General features: G+C 72.4%; 16 protein-coding genes. 4 read left to right on the forward strand and 12 right to left on the reverse strand.

Annotation, left to right across the window (positions count from 1 at the left end):
* Positions 1–22 precede the first annotated feature (22 nt).
* From ACZ7LY_RS00245 to ACZ7LY_RS00270, 6 genes are all read right to left on the reverse strand, one after another.
* Complete coding sequence (locus ACZ7LY_RS00245) at positions 23–1,162, reverse strand: ROK family glucokinase (RefSeq protein WP_471622192.1); 1,140 nt, start codon at positions 1,160–1,162, stop codon at positions 23–25.
* Between the two features lie 560 nt (positions 1,163–1,722).
* Complete coding sequence (locus tag ACZ7LY_RS00250) at positions 1,723–2,574, reverse strand: ATP-binding cassette domain-containing protein (protein ID WP_471622193.1); 852 nt, start codon at positions 2,572–2,574, stop codon at positions 1,723–1,725.
* Positions 2,571–3,635, reverse strand: a complete 1,065-nt coding sequence (locus ACZ7LY_RS00255) for an ABC transporter permease (RefSeq protein ID WP_471622194.1) — start codon at positions 3,633–3,635, stop codon at positions 2,571–2,573. The genes ACZ7LY_RS00250 and ACZ7LY_RS00255 overlap by 4 nt, the downstream gene beginning before the upstream one ends.
* Entirely contained in the window at positions 3,632–4,636 is a 1,005-nt protein-coding gene (locus ACZ7LY_RS00260; RefSeq protein ID WP_471622195.1) for a sugar ABC transporter substrate-binding protein, read from the reverse strand. Before ACZ7LY_RS00260 ends, ACZ7LY_RS00255 begins: the two co-directional genes overlap by 4 nt.
* A gap of 140 nt (positions 4,637–4,776) precedes the next feature.
* The gene (locus ACZ7LY_RS00265) at positions 4,777–5,796 is read right to left on the reverse strand and encodes a sugar ABC transporter substrate-binding protein (protein ID WP_471622196.1); all 1,020 of its coding nucleotides are present in this window, start codon (positions 5,794–5,796) and stop codon (positions 4,777–4,779) included.
* A gap of 157 nt (positions 5,797–5,953) precedes the next feature.
* Positions 5,954–6,718 (reverse strand): GntR family transcriptional regulator, encoded by a 765-nt coding sequence (locus ACZ7LY_RS00270; RefSeq protein ID WP_471622197.1) that lies wholly within the window; start codon positions 6,716–6,718, stop codon positions 5,954–5,956.
* Positions 6,719–6,887: 169 nt separating this feature from the next.
* Here ACZ7LY_RS00270 and ACZ7LY_RS00275 point away from each other — a divergent pair, with 169 nt between their 5' ends.
* Positions 6,888–7,907 carry a Gfo/Idh/MocA family protein gene (locus tag ACZ7LY_RS00275; RefSeq protein WP_471622198.1) on the forward strand — a complete coding sequence of 340 codons (1,020 nt, stop codon included), beginning with the start codon at positions 6,888–6,890 and terminating at the stop codon, positions 7,905–7,907.
* 104 nt (positions 7,908–8,011) lie between these two features.
* On the opposite strand, the gene ACZ7LY_RS00280 is transcribed toward ACZ7LY_RS00275, so the two are convergent.
* From ACZ7LY_RS00280 to ACZ7LY_RS00290, 3 genes are all read right to left on the reverse strand, one after another.
* Positions 8,012–8,452, reverse strand: a complete 441-nt coding sequence (locus ACZ7LY_RS00280) for a PaaI family thioesterase (protein ID WP_471622199.1) — start codon at positions 8,450–8,452, stop codon at positions 8,012–8,014.
* A gap of 139 nt (positions 8,453–8,591) precedes the next feature.
* Positions 8,592–9,260: a response regulator gene (locus ACZ7LY_RS00285; RefSeq protein WP_471622200.1), complete on the reverse strand. Its 669-nt coding sequence runs from the start codon at positions 9,258–9,260 to the stop codon at positions 8,592–8,594.
* Between the two features lie 43 nt (positions 9,261–9,303).
* On the reverse strand, positions 9,304–10,575 hold the full coding sequence (locus ACZ7LY_RS00290; protein ID WP_471622201.1) for a histidine kinase: 1,272 nt from the start codon (positions 10,573–10,575) through the stop codon (positions 9,304–9,306).
* A gap of 178 nt (positions 10,576–10,753) precedes the next feature.
* On the opposite strand from ACZ7LY_RS00290, the gene ACZ7LY_RS00295 reads away from it, so the two are divergent.
* A complete protein-coding gene (locus tag ACZ7LY_RS00295; RefSeq protein WP_471622202.1) occupies positions 10,754–10,972 on the forward strand; it encodes a hypothetical protein in 219 nt (72 codons plus the stop codon).
* A gap of 22 nt (positions 10,973–10,994) precedes the next feature.
* Here ACZ7LY_RS00295 and ACZ7LY_RS00300 read toward each other — a convergent pair whose 3' ends face one another.
* Positions 10,995–11,408, reverse strand: coding sequence for a ribonuclease (locus ACZ7LY_RS00300; protein WP_471622203.1), 414 nt, complete (start codon positions 11,406–11,408; stop codon positions 10,995–10,997).
* A gap of 222 nt (positions 11,409–11,630) precedes the next feature.
* On the opposite strand from ACZ7LY_RS00300, the gene ACZ7LY_RS00305 reads away from it, so the two are divergent.
* Positions 11,631–12,362, forward strand: coding sequence for an SDR family oxidoreductase (locus ACZ7LY_RS00305; RefSeq protein ID WP_471622204.1), 732 nt, complete (start codon positions 11,631–11,633; stop codon positions 12,360–12,362).
* A gap of 120 nt (positions 12,363–12,482) precedes the next feature.
* Here ACZ7LY_RS00305 and alc read toward each other — a convergent pair whose 3' ends face one another.
* Both alc and allB read right to left on the reverse strand, forming a co-directional pair.
* Entirely contained in the window at positions 12,483–13,607 is a 1,125-nt protein-coding gene (gene alc, locus ACZ7LY_RS00310) for an allantoicase (RefSeq protein WP_471622205.1), read from the reverse strand.
* Positions 13,608–13,610: 3 nt separating this feature from the next.
* Positions 13,611–14,951 (reverse strand): allantoinase AllB, encoded by a 1,341-nt coding sequence (gene allB, locus ACZ7LY_RS00315; RefSeq protein WP_471622206.1) that lies wholly within the window; start codon positions 14,949–14,951, stop codon positions 13,611–13,613.
* 239 nt (positions 14,952–15,190) lie between these two features.
* Between allB and ACZ7LY_RS00320 the strand changes: the two genes are divergently transcribed.
* The gene (locus ACZ7LY_RS00320) at positions 15,191–15,991 is read left to right on the forward strand and encodes an IclR family transcriptional regulator (RefSeq protein WP_471622207.1); all 801 of its coding nucleotides are present in this window, start codon (positions 15,191–15,193) and stop codon (positions 15,989–15,991) included.
* The last annotated feature ends 294 nt before the right edge of the window (positions 15,992–16,285 follow it).

Genomic DNA, 16,285 nt, shown 5'->3' on the forward strand with positions numbered 1-16,285 from the left:
CATCCTGTTGCTGTTCCCGGGCTCAGCCCTCGGCGCCGGTGCGCGCATCCGCGTACCGCTCATAGCGCTCGTAGCGCTCCACGCGGCGGCGCTTGGCGCGGCGGAAGCGGCGGGCGACGAGGCGGGCCAGGTCGGCGGCGCCGACCATGCCGGCCTCGGGGCCGAGCTGGGCGCGGGCGATCCGGGCCTCGGGGCGGTAGCCGCGGCCCGTGAGGTGGCGGCGGAACGCGTCGCGGGCGGGCCCGATGAGCAGGTCGTCGGCGGCGCTCACCCCGCCGCCGATGACGAAGCAGGACGGGTCGAGGGCGGCGGCGAGGTTGGCGATGCCGACGCCGAGCCACTGCCCGATGTCCTGGAGCAGCTCCACGCACATGGCATCGCCCTCGCGGGCCAGCTCCGTGATGAGCGGGCCGGTGATGTCGGGGACATGGCCCTTGACCCGCTCGATGATGTTGTACGCGACCGGGGAGTCGGCGGCGGCCAGCTCGCGGGCCTCTCTGACCAGTGCGTTGCCCGAGCTGTACTGCTCCCAGCAGCCTCGGTTGCCGCACGGGCAGCGGTGGCCGCCGGGCACGACCTGCATATGGCCGAACTCGCCGGCGACGCCGAACTTGCCGCGCTTGACCTGGCCGTCCTCCAGGATCGCGCCGCCGATGCCGGTACCGAGGGTGATCATGACGAGGTGGTCCTCGCCGCGGCCCGCGCCGAAGCGCCACTCCGCCCAGGCGGCCGTGTTCGCGTCGTTGTCGACCATCACCGGGACGGCCAGGCGGCCCGAGAGGCGGTCCCTGAGGGGTTCGTTACGCCAGGACAGGTGCGGGGCGAACAGGACCCGGTTGCGGTCCGCGTCGACCCAGCCGGCGGCGCCGATGCCGACGGCGTGCACGTCGTGCCGGTCGGACAGGTCGAGCACCAGCTCGGTGATGGTGTCCTCGACGACCTTCGGGCTCTTGGACTTGTCCGGGGTCTCCGTGCGCAGGGTCTCCAGGATCTGGCCGTCCGCGTCCACGACTCCCGCCATCACCTTGGTGCCGCCGATGTCGATGCCGACCGTGGGGACGCGGGGGGCGGTCAGATGCGAGCGGCGTTCCCGGGTGCCGACGGTACGCAGGACGGTGGCTCGGGCGGTGCCACGGTGTGCGAGGTCGCGGTAGGTGCTCATTGCGGCGATTCTGCCTCACGGGGGGGCTGCGCCGCATGCCGGGTTTTCTTGTGTGCCGGTGAGGACGTCCCCGGGGCCTTTCCCCTCCCCGGGGGGGTGGGTGGCTCCGGCCGGCGGGGACCCTCGACTCGCGTCGTGGCTGAGGTCGCGCAGTTCCCCGCGCCCCTGGGCAGGTGGTCGGCTCCGCCGGTGAGAATCCTCGACTCGCGTCGTGGCTGATCGCGCAGTTCCCCGCGCCCCTGAGGTGAGTGCCCCTTCGGGCGGGTTCTTTGGCCTCGACTTGCGTCGTGGCTGAGCGCGCAGTTCCCCGCGCCCCTGAAGGGGCGACTGCGTCGCCGCCTCCCCCCTGGGGAAGCTGCACGCAGTGCATGCTTCAGGGGCGCGGGGAACTGCGCGAGAAGCCCCACGCACCCGCAGATGACCACGCACGGTCGTGCCCCGATAGGGGCGCGGGGAACTGCGCGACCAGCCCCCACCGGCCGAAAGGTGACCACGCACAGGTCCGCCCCGACAGGGGCGCGGGGAACTGCGCGACCTCAGCTACAAGCAGCCTCCGCCGGCTAGGCGCCCCGCGCGGGGCCGCCCAGGTGCGTCGGGGCCGGCGCCCGTTCCAGCTCGTGACGGAGGTCATCCAGTTCGGAACCCCCCGCCATCTGCCGGGTCAACTCATCGAGCGTGATCTCCGCCCGCGTATGACTCCCGAACATCGCCCCGCGCTTGAGCAGCACGAACCGGTCCCCGACCAGATACGCGTGGTGCGGGTTGTGCGTGATGAGGACCACCCCGAGCCCCGCGTCCCGCGCCGCCGCCACATACTTCAGCACGACCCCGGACTGCTTCACCCCGAGCGCGGCGGTCGGCTCGTCGAGCACCAGCACCTTCGCCCCGAAGTACACCGCCCGCGCGATGGCGACACACTGCCGCTCACCGCCGGACAGCGTGCCGATCGGCTGGTCGACGTCGCGCAGGTCGATGCCCATGCGGGCCAGTTCCTCGTGGGTCGTGCGGCGCATGAAGTCGACGTCCATGCGCCGCAGCGGCCCGGCGCCCTTGGTCGGCTCGGAGCCGAGGAAGAAGTTCCGCCACACCGGCATCAGCGGCACCACGGCGAGGTCCTGGTAGACCGTGGCGATGCCCTTGTCCAGCGCGGCCCGCGGATTGGCGAACCGGCACTCCTCGCCCTCGATGGAGAGCGTGCCGGTGTCGTGCCGGTGCAGCCCCGCGATGATCTTGATGAGGGTGGACTTGCCGGCGCCGTTGTCGCCGAGGACGCAGGTGATCTCGCCCGCGTTCACGACGAGGGAGACGTCCTCCAGGGCGCGGATGTTGCCGTAGTACTTGCTGACCCCGGCCAGCTCCACGAGCGGGGTGCCGGTGCCCTGCTCGGGCCCCTCGTCCGTACCGGTCGTCACTTGATCGCCTCCGCGCGCTTGCGGACCCACGCGTTGAGCAGGGTCGCCAGGAGCAGCATCGCCCCGAGGAAGAACTTGAACCAGTCCGAGTTCCACTCGGCGAACACGATGCCCTTGCTGGTCATGCCGAAGATCAGCGCGCCGATGGCGGCGCCGACCGCGGACCCGTACCCGCCGGTGATGAGACAGCCGCCGATGACGGCCGCGACGATGTAGATCAGCTCGTTGCCGACGCCCTCGCCGGACTGGATGGTGTCGAACGAGAACAGCAGGTGCTGGCCGGAGATCCAGGCGCCGAGGGCGACGCCCATGTAGAGGCCGATCTTGGTCTTGTTGACGGGGACGCCGACCGCGCGGGCCGCGTCCACGTCGCCGCCGACCGCGAAGATCCAGTTGCCGACGCGGGTGCGCAGCAGGATCCAGGTGGCGACGAGGACGAGGACCAGCCACCACACGATGGTGATCTTGAAGTCGACGCCGCCGATGGTGAAGGTCGAGGCGAAGACGTCCTTGGCGGAGGAGAAGCCCTCCATGTCGGCGATGGACTTCGTGGAGACCGTGCCGCTGATCAGCTTGGTGAAGCCGAGGTTCATGCCGGTCAGCATGAGGAACGTGCCGAGCGTGATGATGAAGCTGGGCAGCTTGGTGCGGGTGAGCATGACGCCGTTGAACGCGCCGATGCCGAGCGTGACCAGCAGCGAGACGCCGACGCCGACCCAGGTGTTCGCCGTCATCTGGTAGCTGAACATCGAGGAGATCAGCGCCGAGGACGTCACCAGCACACCGGCCGACAGGTCGAACTCGCCGCCGATCATCAGCAGCGCCACCGGCACGGCCATGATGCCGAGGGTGGAGGCCGCGTACAGGACGGTGGCGAGGCTGGACGCCTGGAGGAAGCTGTCGGCGAAGACCGAGAAAAAGACGAAGACGGCGACGGCGCCGACGACCGAGCCCAGTTCGGGGCGGCCCATGATCTTCTTCAGCGGGGACGTCTTCAGCAGGCGCTCGTCGGTGCCCCCGGCGGCGGGGCCGGGCTGCTTCTCCGGAGCCGTGGTGCTCATCGTGTCCCCCGCTTCGCGTAGTCCCGCAGCTTGCCGGCCTGGTCCTTGGTCACGATCTGCGGGCCGGTCAGGACGGGCTTGCCGCCGCCGAGCACGTCGGCGTTGTAGCGGTAGAGCCAGAGCAGGTCGACGGCCTCGTAGCCCTGGAGGTAGGGCTGCTGGTCGACGGCGAAGCCGAGGCTGCCGTCCTCCAGACCCTGGGCGACCTTCTCGTTCAGGTCGAAGGTGTCGACCTCGGCCTTGCTGCCCGCGTCCTGCTTGGCCTTGACGGCGGTCGCGGCGAACGGCGCGCCGAGCGTGACGACGGCGTCGATGGAGTGGTCGGACTGGAGCTTGGCCTCGATGGCGGACTGCACGTCGGGCATGTTGGTGCCGGTGACGTACAGGTTCGTCATCTTGCCGTCGAAGGACGACTTGGCGCCGGCGCAGCGCTGCTCGTGGCCGACGTTGCCCTGCTCGTGCAGGATGCACAGGGCCTTCTTGCGGCCCCGCTTGTTCAGCTCCTCGCCGACGGCCTCGCCGGCGATCGTCTCGTCCTGCCCGATGTGGGTGAGCGCGCCGAACTTCTTGGACTCCTCGGAGCCCGAGTTCACCGTGACCACGGGGATGCCGGCCTTCTCGGCGCGGGCCAGGGCGGACTTCATCGCGTCGGGCTTGGCGAGCGTGACGATGATGCCGTCGACCTTCTTGTCGATCGCGGCGTCCACGAGCTGCGCCTGCTGCTGCGCCTCGTCGTCGTGCGAGTACAGGAAGTTGATGTTGTCCTTGACGGCGGCCTGTTTGGCGCCGCTCTGGACGATGTCCCAGAAGGTGTCGCCATCGCCCGAATGGGTGATCATGGCGAACGTCCAGCGGGGCGTGTCGACCGCCGCCCTGCCCTGGGCGGCCCCGGCTTTCCTGGCGTCCTCCGCCCGCTTGCCGCCGGTGCTGCTGCATCCGGCGAGCGTGAGGCCGAGCGCCCCCGCCACAGCGATGCTCACCCAGGTCCGAAACCGTGCCACGAGGCCGTGCCCTTCTTGGTCTGCTGCGTCGAACTCCGGGTCCGGCGCGTGGCCGGCCCCGGAGGACCGTTCACCGGTCCGACAGGACCGCTTTGCGGTCCCAAACGCACAAGTATGGGTCACGGAGATCGTGGATGCGTTCACCGGGTACCGCGCGCGGTGTACTTCTCCAGCTTCGGCACGTCCTTCTCGGTGACGAGCGCGGGCCCGGTGAGGACGGGTCTGCCGCCGCCGAGGACGTTCGCGTTCGTCCGGTAGAGCCACAGTTCGTCGACGGCCAGATAGCCCTGGAGCCACGGCTGCTGGTCGACGGCGAAGGAGACCTGCCTGGCCTTGAGCCGCCGTACGACCTCGGCGTTCAGGTCGAAGGTGGCGATCTCGGCCTTGCTGCCGGCGTCCTGCTCGGCCTTGACGGCGAGGGCGGCGATGGGCGCGCCGAGCGCGACGACCGCGTCGATGGAGTGGTCGGCCTGGAGCTTGGCCTCGATGGAGGACTGGGCGCCGGGGGCGTTCGTCCCCTCGACGTTCAGGTTCCGCACGCTGCCCTTGAAGGTCTTGGCGACGCCCGCGCAGCGCTGTTCCAGGGAGACGTTGCCCTCTTCGTGGATGACGCAGAGGACTTTTTCGCGGCCCTGTTCGGTGAGCTTGGTGCCGACGGCCTCGCCCGCCACGGACTCCTCCTGCCCGATGTGGCTCAGCGCGCCGAAACGGGCGGAGAACTCCGAGCCGGAGTTGATCGTGACGACGGGGATGCCGGCCGCCTTCGCTTTGGCGAGCACCCCCCGCATGGCCTGCGGTTTGGCGAGGGTGACGACGAGCCCGTCGACCTTCTTGTCGATGGCGGCCTGCACCAGCTCGGCCTGCCCCTTGGCCTCCTTGTCGTTGGAGTACAGGAGCGTCGCGTTGTCCTTGGCGGCGGCCTGTTTCGCGCCGCTGCGCACGATGTCCCAGAAGGTGTCGCCCTCGCCCGCGTGCGTCACCATGGCGATCTTCATGCGGGGTGTGCCGGCGGCCTTCGCGCCGCCCGTTCCCCCGCCGCCGTCCTCGGCGTCCTTGCCGCCCGAGCCGCTGCAACCGGCGGCGAGGGCGAGCACCGCGGCGAGCGTCGCGGTGGTGCGGGCCGTACGGGTGGTGCGGGTCGTGCGCCGGACCTCGCGCATGGTGGAGCCACCTGCCCTTCGGCCGCCCGGTGCGGCTGGAGGTGTTTGTAGCGGGGCGCCCACGGCAGCGTCAATGAATGTGTCAGAACATCCGGACCTCGTACGCGAAAGCCCTCACCCGGCGCGGCGGCGGTGCCGGGGCTGGTCGGGGGGCGGGTCAGGAGCGTACGAGGAGCTGGAACTCGAAGGAGTAGCGCGACGCCCGGTACAGGTGGGAACCGTATTCGACGGCCCGGCCGGTGTCGTCGAACGTCGTGCGGCGCATCGTGAGCAGCGGCGCGCCCGGCTCCTCGTCGAGCCGCGCCGCCTCCTCGGCGGCTGCCGCCCTCGCGCCGACGGACTGGCGGGCGCTGTGCAGGGTGATCCCGGCGGCCCGCATCAGGCGGTACAGGCCCGTGGCCTCCAGGCGGGCCTCCTCCAGCGGGAGGAGTCCGGCGGGCAGGTGGTTGCACAGGTGGGCGACGGGTTCGCCGTGGGCGAGGCGCAGCCGCTCGACGCGGAGCACCTGCTCTCCGTCGGCGACGCGGAGCGCGGCGGCGACCTCGGCGGACGCGGGCTCGAGGGCGTACAGCAGGACGCGGGTCGCGGGGCGCTGACCTGCGGCTTCGAGGTCGTCGTAGAGGCTGCTGAGTTCGAGGGGCCGTCTGACCTGGCTGTGGACGACCTGGGTGCCGACGCCCCTGCGGCGCACGAGGAGCCCCTTGTCGACGAGGGACTGGATGGCCTGGCGGACCGTGGGCCGGGACAGACCGAGCCGTCCCGCGAGCTGGATCTCGTTGCCGAGCAGGCTGCCCGGGGTCAGGGCGCCCCGCTCGATCGCCGCCTCCAACTGCTGGGCGAGCTGGAAGTAGAGCGGGACCGGGCTGCCGCGATCGACGCCGAGTTCGAGCGACGTGGTCGGGTCGGGTACGGGTTTGGCCACGGGAGCGAGCGTAGCGGCGGGGGGTGTTGACGGGAAGTCCGGTCGTCCGGAAGTCCGGTTGTCCTGACATGCGCGGGCTTGCACGGGCTTCCGGAGGGACGTCCGGCACCCGGGGGGTTTGTCAGGACAAAGGATTGACAGCGTGGGGGTGGGGCGGCACGTTGGGTCCATGCGCATCGGACTGATCGGGACGGGACGTATCGGCACCTTCCACGCGGGCGTGCTGGAGCGGTACCGGGAGGTGGGCTCGCTCGTCGTCACCGACGCGGAACCGGCGCGCGCCGCCGCCCTCGCCGACCGGATCGGGGCCACGGCGGCGCCGAGCGTGGACGACATCTTCCGGTGGGGCGTGGACGCGCTCGTGATCACCGCCGCGACGGCCGCGCACGCCGAACTGATCGGCCGGGCGGCGCGCGCCGGGCTGCCCGTGTTCTGCGAGAAGCCCATCGCCCTCGACCTGCCCGGCACGCTGGCCGCGCTGCGCGAGGTGGAGCGGGCGGGGACGGTGCTCCAGCTCGGCTTCCAGCGGCGCTTCGACGCGGGCTACACGGCGGCGCGCGAGGCCGTGCGCGCGGGGCGGCTGGGACGGCTGCACACCGTGCGCGCCCTCACCTCGGACCCCGCGCCGCCGCCCGCCGCCTACCTGCCGCTGTCGGGCGGGCTGTACCGGGACTGCCTCGTGCACGACTTCGACGCGCTGCGCTGGGTCACGGGCCGTGAGGTCGTCGAGGTGTACGCGGCGGGCGCGGACGCGGGTCCGGAGATGTTCCGCGAGGCCGGTGACGTGGACACGGCCGCCGTGGTCCTCACCCTGGACGACGGCACCCTCGCCACGGCGACGGCCACCCGGTGCAACGGCGCGGGGTACGACGTGCGCATGGAGCTGTCCGGCGAGCGCGACACCGTCGTCGTGGGCCTCGACGACCGCACCCCCATCGCCTCCACCGAGCCCGACGGCCCGCCCGCCGCCGCCAAGCCCTGGCCGGGCTTCCTGGAGCGGTTCGCCCCCGCGTACGAGGCCGAACTGAAGGCGTTCGTCGACGTCGTACGCGGGGTCCGCGACAACCCGTGCGACGGCTGGGAGGCGCTGCGGGCGCTGCGCGTCGCGGAGGCGTGCGAGCTGTCGCGGCGCGAGCGGCGGATGGTCCGGATGGCGGAGGTGCCGGGCGCGGACCCCGCCGCCGGCTGAGTCCCGCGACCCCGGCCGGGACTTCCCCGGCAAGGTCCCGCACTCCGGCGACCCTCGCGCCCGCCTGGCTGTCCCGCCCTCTTCCGCGCGGGGCAGGGAGCGGGTCAGCGCTGGTCGGCGGTGAGGATCGTGCCCTGCGCCACGGCGACGATCCGCTCGGCGCCCGCGTCGTCGACGGTGAGCAGATCGCAGCGGACGGTGGCCTGGCGGCGGCCCGCGTGGACGGTCTCGGCGCGGGCGACGAGGGTGCGGCCGACGGCGGGGCGCACGTACTGCACGGTGAAACCGCCGGTGAGGACGGCGGGGCCGAGAGCGGCGCCCCCGGCGAACGTCAGCGCGTTGTCCGCGGCGTAGGACAGGACGCCGCCGTGCACGAACCCGTTCTGCTGGAGCAGGTCGGGCCGGATGTCGAGTTCGAGCGTGGCGGCGCCGTCGCCGAAGGCGGTGACGCGGGCGCCGAGCAGCACGCTGAACGGCTGGGCGGCGAGGACGCGTTCGGCCTCGGCGAGACCGAAGGCGGCGTCGGCGGGGGTGCGGGAGGTCATGCGGGGCGACTCCTCGGGTGCGGTCGGCTGCCGGAGCACCCGCAGTGTACGGACGCCCGGCGCGCGACCCGGGCCAGGGGGCCCAGGCTCAACTCCCCTCCCCCGTACGGCACTTCCAGGGGCGGGAAGCTCCAGAGGCTCAGGACGGGTCTTCGAGGAGGCCCGCGTCGTGGACCAGGAGGGCGATCTGGACTCGGTTGTTGAGGTCGAGCTTGCTCATGACGCGCGAGACGTGCGTCTTGACGGTGGGGACGCTCATGTAGAGGGTCGCGGCGATCTCCGCGTTGCTCTTGCCGCGGCCCACCTCGACGGCCACCTCCCGTTCCCGCTCGGCGAGTTGGGCGAGGCGCCGCCGTGCGCCGCCCGCGCGCACGTCCCGCTCGGAGGCGGCGGCGTGCGTCATCAACTGGCGGGTGACGGCGGGCGAGAGGACCGGGTCCCCGGCGGCGACGCTGCGGACCGCGCCGAGGATGTCGGCGGGAGACGCGTCCTTGAGGACGAAACCGGCGGCGCCCGCGCGCAGCGCCCGTAGGACCTGCTCGTCGGCGTGGAAGGTGGTGAGGACGACGATCTGCGGGGCGTCGGGGGCCGCGCGCAGCGCCTCGGTGGCGGTGAGGCCGTCCATGACCGGCATGCGGATGTCCATGAGGACGACGTCGGGGCGGACGGCCGCGGCGGTGTCGAGGGCCTCCTGCCCGTTGGCCGCCTCGCCGACGATCTCGACGTCGGCGGCGCCGCCCAGCATGAAGGTGAGGCCGGAGCGGACGAGCGGGTCGTCGTCGACGAGCAGCAGACGGATCGCGTTCATGGGCCCACCGTAGCCAGCCGGGCGGCGGGGGCGCGCCGCGCGGTCAGCCGTTCCACGGCAGCCAGGCGTCGACGGTGAACCCGCCGTCGGGGGCGGCCCCGTGGCTGAGCCGGCCGCCGGCGAGCACGGCGCGTTCGGTGAGCCCGATGAGCCCCTGCCCGGAGCCGGGCACATGCGGGACCTCGCCGGGCGGCGCCGGGTTGCGGACGGTGACGGTGAGCCCCTTGCCGGGGGCGCCCTCGACGGTGACGCGGACCTCGGCGCCGGGGGCGTGCTTGCGGGCGTTGGTCAGGCCCTCCTGGGCGATGCGGTAGGCGGTGCGCCCGGTGGAGGCGGGCACCGAGCCGGGGTCGGTGACGTGCTGGTCGAGGTGGACGTCCATGCCGGCGGCGCGCGACTCGGCGACGAGGGTGTCGAGCGCGGCGAGGGTGGGCTGCGGGCGCCCGGACTCCTCGCCGTGGTCGCCTGCGCGGAGCACGCCGATGATCTCGCGCAGGTCCTGGAGGGCCTCGTGGGCGCTCTCGCGGATGACTCCGGCGGCGCGGGCGATCTCCGGCTCGGGCGCGTCGGGCCGGAACTCCAGGGCGCCCGCGTGCACGCTGAGCAGGGTCAGCCGGTGCGCGAGCACGTCGTGCATCTCGCGGGCGATGGCCTCGCGGGCGAGGCGCTGGGCGCGCTCGGCGCGCAGTTCGGCCTCGGTCTCGGCGCGCCGGGCGCGGTCGCGCAGGGACATCAGGAGCTGGCGGCGGGAGCGTACGTACATGCCCCAGCCGACGACCATGACAGTGAAGCTCACGGCCCAGGCGATGGCGGTGAGGTAGGAGGACTCGGGGTCGGGGCGCAGCCAGTAGAACAGCGGCAGCAGCGCGATGTCGGCGGCGCCGACCCAGGCCACGTACCGGAACGGCCGGTGCACGGCGAGCGTGAACAGGGCGATCATGGCCGCGCCGCCCGCCGTGTTCGAGACGAACGCGGCCGGGACCATGGCGACGGCGAAGCCGAGCGGCCAGCGCCGGCGCAGCCAGACGGCGGCGCAGGCGAGGGCGCCGACCGCCTGGTCGAGGGCGACGACGACGCGGGAGGTGTCGGGGTCGTTGTCGACCTGTTCGGCGAGGATGAAGCCGAGGAAGACGGCGATGAGGAAGCACGTGAAGTCGACGGCCCAGTCGCGGGCGGTGCGCCTGCGGCGGCCGGGGCGGCCGTCCGGGTCGAGGTCGAGTTCGTCGAGGAGGGCAGAGGGCAGCAGCCACCGCCGCCAGGGCCACGGCCGCTCCTGGGCCGCCCGCACGGTCTCGCTCTGCTCTGTCGCCTCCATGGTCGACAAATCTACGCACCCCGGGCCCCCGGCACCGTCCGGCGGGGGTGTCCGCTACCGAAGTCGACAAGTCCGCGACTTCGGTAGCGGCCGGGCGGGCCCGGACGCGACCGCGGTCGGTCATGCCTCGCCCCGCGGCCGATGTGCGTGGGGGGTCCGCGGGGCGAGAGTGCGGTGCATGAACAAGACGCGATGGTGGGAGCTGGTCGAGCTCCTGAGCGGGTTCGTGCTCGTGCAGGGCGCGGTCGGCCTGGTGCACGAGTTCACGGGCTGGCTCGGCTGGGGGCTGATCGAGCGCGTGGGGTTCCTCCACGGCCGGGAGGTGTACGGATCGATCGCGCTGATCGTGTTCGCCATCGCCGTGCTGGCGGCGGCGGACAGCCAGAAGAAGAAGTAGGCCCCCCGGCCGGGGTGCGGGGTCAGCAGCCGTAGTCGATCAGGGCGAACGTCGCGTAGTGGTCGGCGGTGTAGTAGTCCTCGACGTGGTCGGCCTCGGCGCCGCCGGTCACGATGCGGCGGGCGCCTCGGTCGGGCGAGCCCGGGGTGACCACGGTGAACTCGTGGTAGTAGCCGGAGGACTTGGCGGGCAGCACGCCTTCGCGGTTGCTGAAGACGGTGCCGTCCTGGGAGTACGGGTACGGGCCGCCCCGCGCGATGAGGTCCAGGGTGTCGTGCGCCTGGGAGGGCAGGGCCGAGGTGCAGACGTGGCCGATGGAGGCAGCGGCGGAGGCGACGGGTGCGGGGGCGGCCTGCGCGGTGAGGGCGGCGGGGCCGCCGAGGAGCAGCGCGGCGGCCAGGGCGGTGACGCTGATGAAGCGTGGGGGGATCTTCATGCCTCCACTGTGACGCGCGTAGACGGGTCCATGTCAATACCAACTCCCGCATGTTCGCCATGAGTTCACCCGCTCCCCCACACTTCCTCACGGCCTCGCGCGGCTCAGAAGGTGCCCGCTCCCCGCCCGCCGATCTACGTGTCCGTTTGCCGCCGGTCCCGGGCGCCGCCGGCGGCTGTACTCGATGCGTCAAGGCAACACGGCACGGCTCTGGGAGACGACATGAACGGCAAGGTGGCCCTGGTGACCGGCGGCTCGCGCGGGATCGGCGCGGCGACGGCGGTACGGCTGGCACAGGACGGCTTCGACGTGGCCGTCACCTACGTACAGAACCAGGAGGCGGCCGCGAAGGTCGTCAAGCAGGTGGAGGCGGAGGGGCGGCGCGGGCTCGCGGTGCGCGCCGACTCCGGGGACGCGGACCAGGCGGCGTCGGCCGTGGAGCGCACGGTACGGGAACTGGGGCGGCTCGACGTCCTCGTCAACAACGTCGGCGTCGGCGTCCTCGGCCCGTTGGACGGCCTCACCACCGCCGACGTGGACCGGGTGCTCGCGGTGAACGTGCGCGGCACCTGGCTCACCACACAGGCCGCGGCGTCGGTGCTGCCGTACGGCGGGCGGATCATCACGGTCGGCACCTGCATGACGCAGCGCGTCCCCGGCCCCGGTGGCACGCTGTACACGATGAGCAAGTCCGCGCTGACCGGCCTGACGAAGGCGCTGGCCCGGGAGCTGGGCGGGCGCGGGATCACGGCGAACATCGTGCACCCGGGCCCGATCGACACCGACATGAACCCGGCGGACGGCCCGTACGCGGCCGGGCAGGCGGAGATGACCGCGCTCGGGCGCTACGGCACGGCCGGCGAGGTCGCCGCGACGATCGCGCACCTCGCGGGCGAGGGCGGCGCGTATGTGACGGGCGCCGAGTTCGCCGTGGACGGCGGCCACGCGGCCTGACCGTACGTGCCCGTACGCGCGCGTGGGCACGTGTGGGGTACGTGTGCGGGGCGCGCCGGTGCTGTCAGGCCGGCGCGCCCCGCCGTTCGTGGCCCTCGCGGGCGCTCGGGTGGCCGCGTGTTACGCGCCGGCCTCCGCGTGGCGCGCGGCGAGGCGCTGGGCGCCCTCCTCGGTCAGCGAGCCGTACAGGCGCAGCCGGGAGATGCCGCCGTCGGGGAAGATGTCCACGCGCGCGTGGGTGCCGACGGCCGGGGTGTCGAGCACGAACCGGTGGTTGGTGTCGGGCTGCATCCGCGTACGGGGAAGCACCTCGACCCACTCGCCGTCCTCGCCGTCCTTGACGGAGACGGAGGCCCAGCCGGCGCTGTTGCCCTTGAGGTAGGCGGTGTCGATCTCCAGGGCGCGGATCTCGGACTGGGCGACGAGCTGGTAGCGGATCCAGTCGTTGCCGGTGTCGCGGCGGCGCCGGGTCTCCCAGCCGTCGTCCATCTTGCGGGAGCGGCCCGGCTGGATGGTGTTGGTGGCGGGCGAGTAGAACAGGTTGGAGGCGTCCTCGACGCTGCCGCCGTTCTCCAGGGCGACGACGTCGAACGTGCCGAGCGTGGCGAGCCACTTCGGGTCCGGGACGACCTCGCCGTACACGCGCAGGCGGGCGATGCCGCCGTCGGGGTGCTGGTTGACGCGCAGGTGCGTGAAGCGCTGCTCGGCGTCGACGGCGAAGCCGTTGGCCGCGTGGCCGCCGACCGCCGTGCGCGGGACGAGGGTCACCCACTTCACGTCGTCGGCAAGCAGTTCCTCGGGCGTCGGCGCGCCCTCGACGGTGGTCGCCTCCACGGACACGGCCTGCGGGTAGTTGCCGCGGAAGTGGGCGGTGTCGACGACGATGCCGCGGACGACACCGGGGGCGCCGAGGCGGACGAGGGCCCAGTCGTGGTCGTCGGCGGTGGGCCACGGGTGGTCGGCGCCGGTGCCGCGGCGACGGCGGGTCTCCCAGCCGTCCATGATCTTGCCCTTGTGGCCGAAGTGCTCGGGGTCGAACTCGGCGCGCTCGGGCACGAGCAGGTTCTCGCGCTGGGCGAAGAACTCGTCGTTGGCGGCGATCACGCCGGCGCCGAGCTGGCGGGCGGCGAGGTCGGCGTACTGCGTGAAGGGGAAGTCGGCGGTGCGGTAGTCGGCGTACGGGTCGCCGCCGCCGTACGGGCTGGCGTCACCGGTGAAGCGGGGTATCTCGGCGTTCGCGGTCACGGGTCAGTTGTTCCTCTCCAGAAGCTTGCCCTGCGGGGCGGTGAACTCGCCGTCGGCGACGATGCGCTCGCCGCGCAGCCAGGTCGACTTGACGACACCGTGCAGCGTCTTGCCCGCGTACGCGGTGACGCGGTTGCGGTGCTGGAGGCGGGCCGGGTCGACGGTGAAGGTGGCCTCGGGGTCCAGGACCGCGAAGTCGGCATCGCGGCCGGCGGCGATGGCGCCCTTGCGGTCGTCGAGGCCGACGAGCGCGGAGGTGCGCTCCGACATCCAGCGCACGACGTCCTCCAGGGAGTGGCCGCGCTCGCGGGCGGCGGTCCACACGGCGGACAGGCTGAGCTGGAGGCCGGAGATGCCGCCCCAGGCGGTGGCGAAGTCGTCGGTCTTCAGGTCGGCCGTGGACGGCGAGTGGTCGGTGACGACGCAGTCGATCGTGCCGTCGGCGAGCGCCTGCCACAGCAGGTCCTGGTTGGCGGCCTCGCGGATGGGCGGGCAGCACTTGAACTCGCTGGCGCCGTCCGGGACTTCCTCGGCGGTGAGGGTGAGGTAGTGCGGGCAGGTCTCGACGGTGAGCTTGACGCCCTCGGCCTTCGCGGCGGCGATCAGCGGCAGCGCGTCGGAGGAGGACAGGTGCAGGATGTGGACGCGGGCGCCGATCCGCTTCGCCGTGTCGATCAGGCCCTTGATGGCGACGTCCTCGGAGACCCGGGGGCGGGTGGCGAGGTAGTCGTCGTAACGGGGGCCGCTGCCTGCGGGCGCCACGTCCAGCTCGTGCGGGTCCTCGGCGTGCACGATGAGCAGGCCGCCGAAGCCGGCGATCTCCGCCATGGAGGCGGTGAGCTGGTCGCCGTTCAGGTGCGGGAACTCGTCGACGCCGGACGGCGACAGGAAGCACTTGAAGCCGAAGACGCCGGCGTCGTGCAGGGGGCGCAGGTCCTTGACGTTGTCGGGGAGCGCGCCGCCCCAGAAGCCGACGTCGATGTGGGCCTTGGCGGCGGCGACCTCCTGCTTGGTGTGCAGGTTGTCGACGGTCGTGGTCGGCGGCAGCGAATTGAGCGGCATGTCGACCAGCGTGGTGATACCGCCGGCGGCGGCGGCGCGGGTGGCGGTCCAGAAGCCCTCCCACTCCGTACGGCCCGGGTCGTTCACGTGGACGTGCGTGTCGACGATGCCGGGGAGCAGGACGTCGTCGCCGAAGTCCTCCAGGCGGGCGCCCTCCGGTACCTCCGCGTCGTGCGCGAGCACCGCGACGATCTTCCCGGCGGCGACGGCGACCGACGCGGGCCGCGTACCGTCGGGGGTGATGACACGCGTCGAGCGCAGTACCAGTTCGACGTCCGACACCTGGACCTCCTCAATTTCAACGTTCTGTTGAAGGAGTTTTCACTCCCGCTTCGCGGTCCGTCAAGGGTCAGCGGCGCGCACCCGGTGCCCGGCGGACTCTCTGGACGTTTCCACAAAGTGAAATTACAATTCCGGTACGCAGAACGTAGCTACCGACGAACTTCGAGGTCAAGACATCACTGGTCACCAGGCCGCCGGGTAGGCTGCATCACTGCCTGCCACCCCGAAAGGAACGCCTCGTGCCGACGTCCAGCGCCAGCACCACTGATACCGCCAAGTCCGCGCCGACCGGCGGTGTCCAGTCCCTGGAGCGTGCCTTCGACCTGCTCGAGCGGATGGCCGACGCCGGCGGCGAAGTCGGTCTGAGCGAGCTGTCCGCGAGCAGCGGCCTGCCGCTCCCCACCATCCACCGCCTCATGCGCACGCTCGTGGCCTGCGGCTACGTCCGCCAGCAGTCGAACCGGCGCTACGCACTCGGGCCGCGCCTGATCCGGCTCGGCGAGTCCGCGTCCCGCCTGCTCGGCACATGGGCCAGGCCCTATCTCGCGCGGCTCGTCGAGGAGACCGGCGAGACGGCGAACATGGCACTGCTCGACGGCGACGAGATCGTGTACGTGGCCCAGGTGCCGTCCAAGCACTCCATGCGGATGTTCACCGAGGTCGGGCGGCGGGTCCTGCCGCACTCCACCGGCGTGGGCAAGGCGCTGCTCGCGGACACGCCGGCCGACGAGGTGCGGGCGCTGCTGGCGCGGACCGGGATGCCGGCCGCCACGGAGAAGACGATCACCACGCCTGAGGGGTTCCTCGACGCGCTGGAGGACGTGCGGCGGCTCGGGTACGCCGTCGACGACAACGAGCAGGAGATCGGGGTGCGGTGCCTCGCCGTGCCGGTGCCGGAGTCTCCGACGGCTGCGGCCATCTCCATCTCCGGGCCTGCCGGGCGGGTCACCGAGGCGGCTACGGAGACGATCGTGCCGGTGCTTCAGCAGGTGGCTCGGGAACTTTCCGCGGCGCTGGCCAACACGGCCTCTTCTTCCTGACCCCCTTCACCTTCCCGGCGCCCTCGGGTGAGCGGGCCTGCCCGTGGTCTTTGATCCTCGACTCTCGTCGTGGCTGAGCGCGCAGTTCCCCGCGCCCCTGGAGGGGCGACTGCGTCGCCACCTCCATCGGGGGAAGCAGGGGCGAAGCCCCGCTTCCCTCTGGGGAAGCTGCACGAAGTGCATGCTTCAGGGGCGCGGGGAACTGCGCGGAGCGGTCACTGCAAGCGGCCTCCGCATGGAGAACTCCCCAGGGGCGCGGGGAACTGCGCGATCAGCCACCATCCACCCGCAGGT

The organism is Streptomyces sp. NPDC107550 (assembly GCF_055639095.1).

Excerpts from the sequence above, each read along its gene's own strand:
- ACZ7LY_RS00300 (WP_471622203.1), bottom strand. The coding sequence starts at position 11,408 with ATGAAGATCCCCCCACGCTTCATCAGCGTCACCGCCCTGGCCGCCGCG.
- ACZ7LY_RS00295 (WP_471622202.1), top strand. The coding sequence starts at position 10,754 with ATGAACAAGACGCGATGGTGGGAGCTGGTCGAGCTCCTGAGCGGGTTC.
- ACZ7LY_RS00265 (WP_471622196.1), bottom strand. The coding sequence starts at position 5,796 with ATGCGCGAGGTCCGGCGCACGACCCGCACCACCCGTACGGCCCGCACC.
- ACZ7LY_RS00245 (WP_471622192.1), bottom strand. The coding sequence starts at position 1,162 with ATGAGCACCTACCGCGACCTCGCACACCGTGGCACCGCCCGAGCCACC.
- ACZ7LY_RS00275 (WP_471622198.1), top strand. The coding sequence starts at position 6,888 with ATGCGCATCGGACTGATCGGGACGGGACGTATCGGCACCTTCCACGCG.
- ACZ7LY_RS00305 (WP_471622204.1), top strand. The coding sequence starts at position 11,631 with ATGAACGGCAAGGTGGCCCTGGTGACCGGCGGCTCGCGCGGGATCGGC.
- ACZ7LY_RS00285 (WP_471622200.1), bottom strand. The coding sequence starts at position 9,260 with ATGAACGCGATCCGTCTGCTGCTCGTCGACGACGACCCGCTCGTCCGC.
- ACZ7LY_RS00280 (WP_471622199.1), bottom strand. The coding sequence starts at position 8,452 with ATGACCTCCCGCACCCCCGCCGACGCCGCCTTCGGTCTCGCCGAGGCC.
- ACZ7LY_RS00290 (WP_471622201.1), bottom strand. The coding sequence starts at position 10,575 with ATGGAGGCGACAGAGCAGAGCGAGACCGTGCGGGCGGCCCAGGAGCGG.
- ACZ7LY_RS00255 (WP_471622194.1), bottom strand. The coding sequence starts at position 3,635 with ATGAGCACCACGGCTCCGGAGAAGCAGCCCGGCCCCGCCGCCGGGGGC.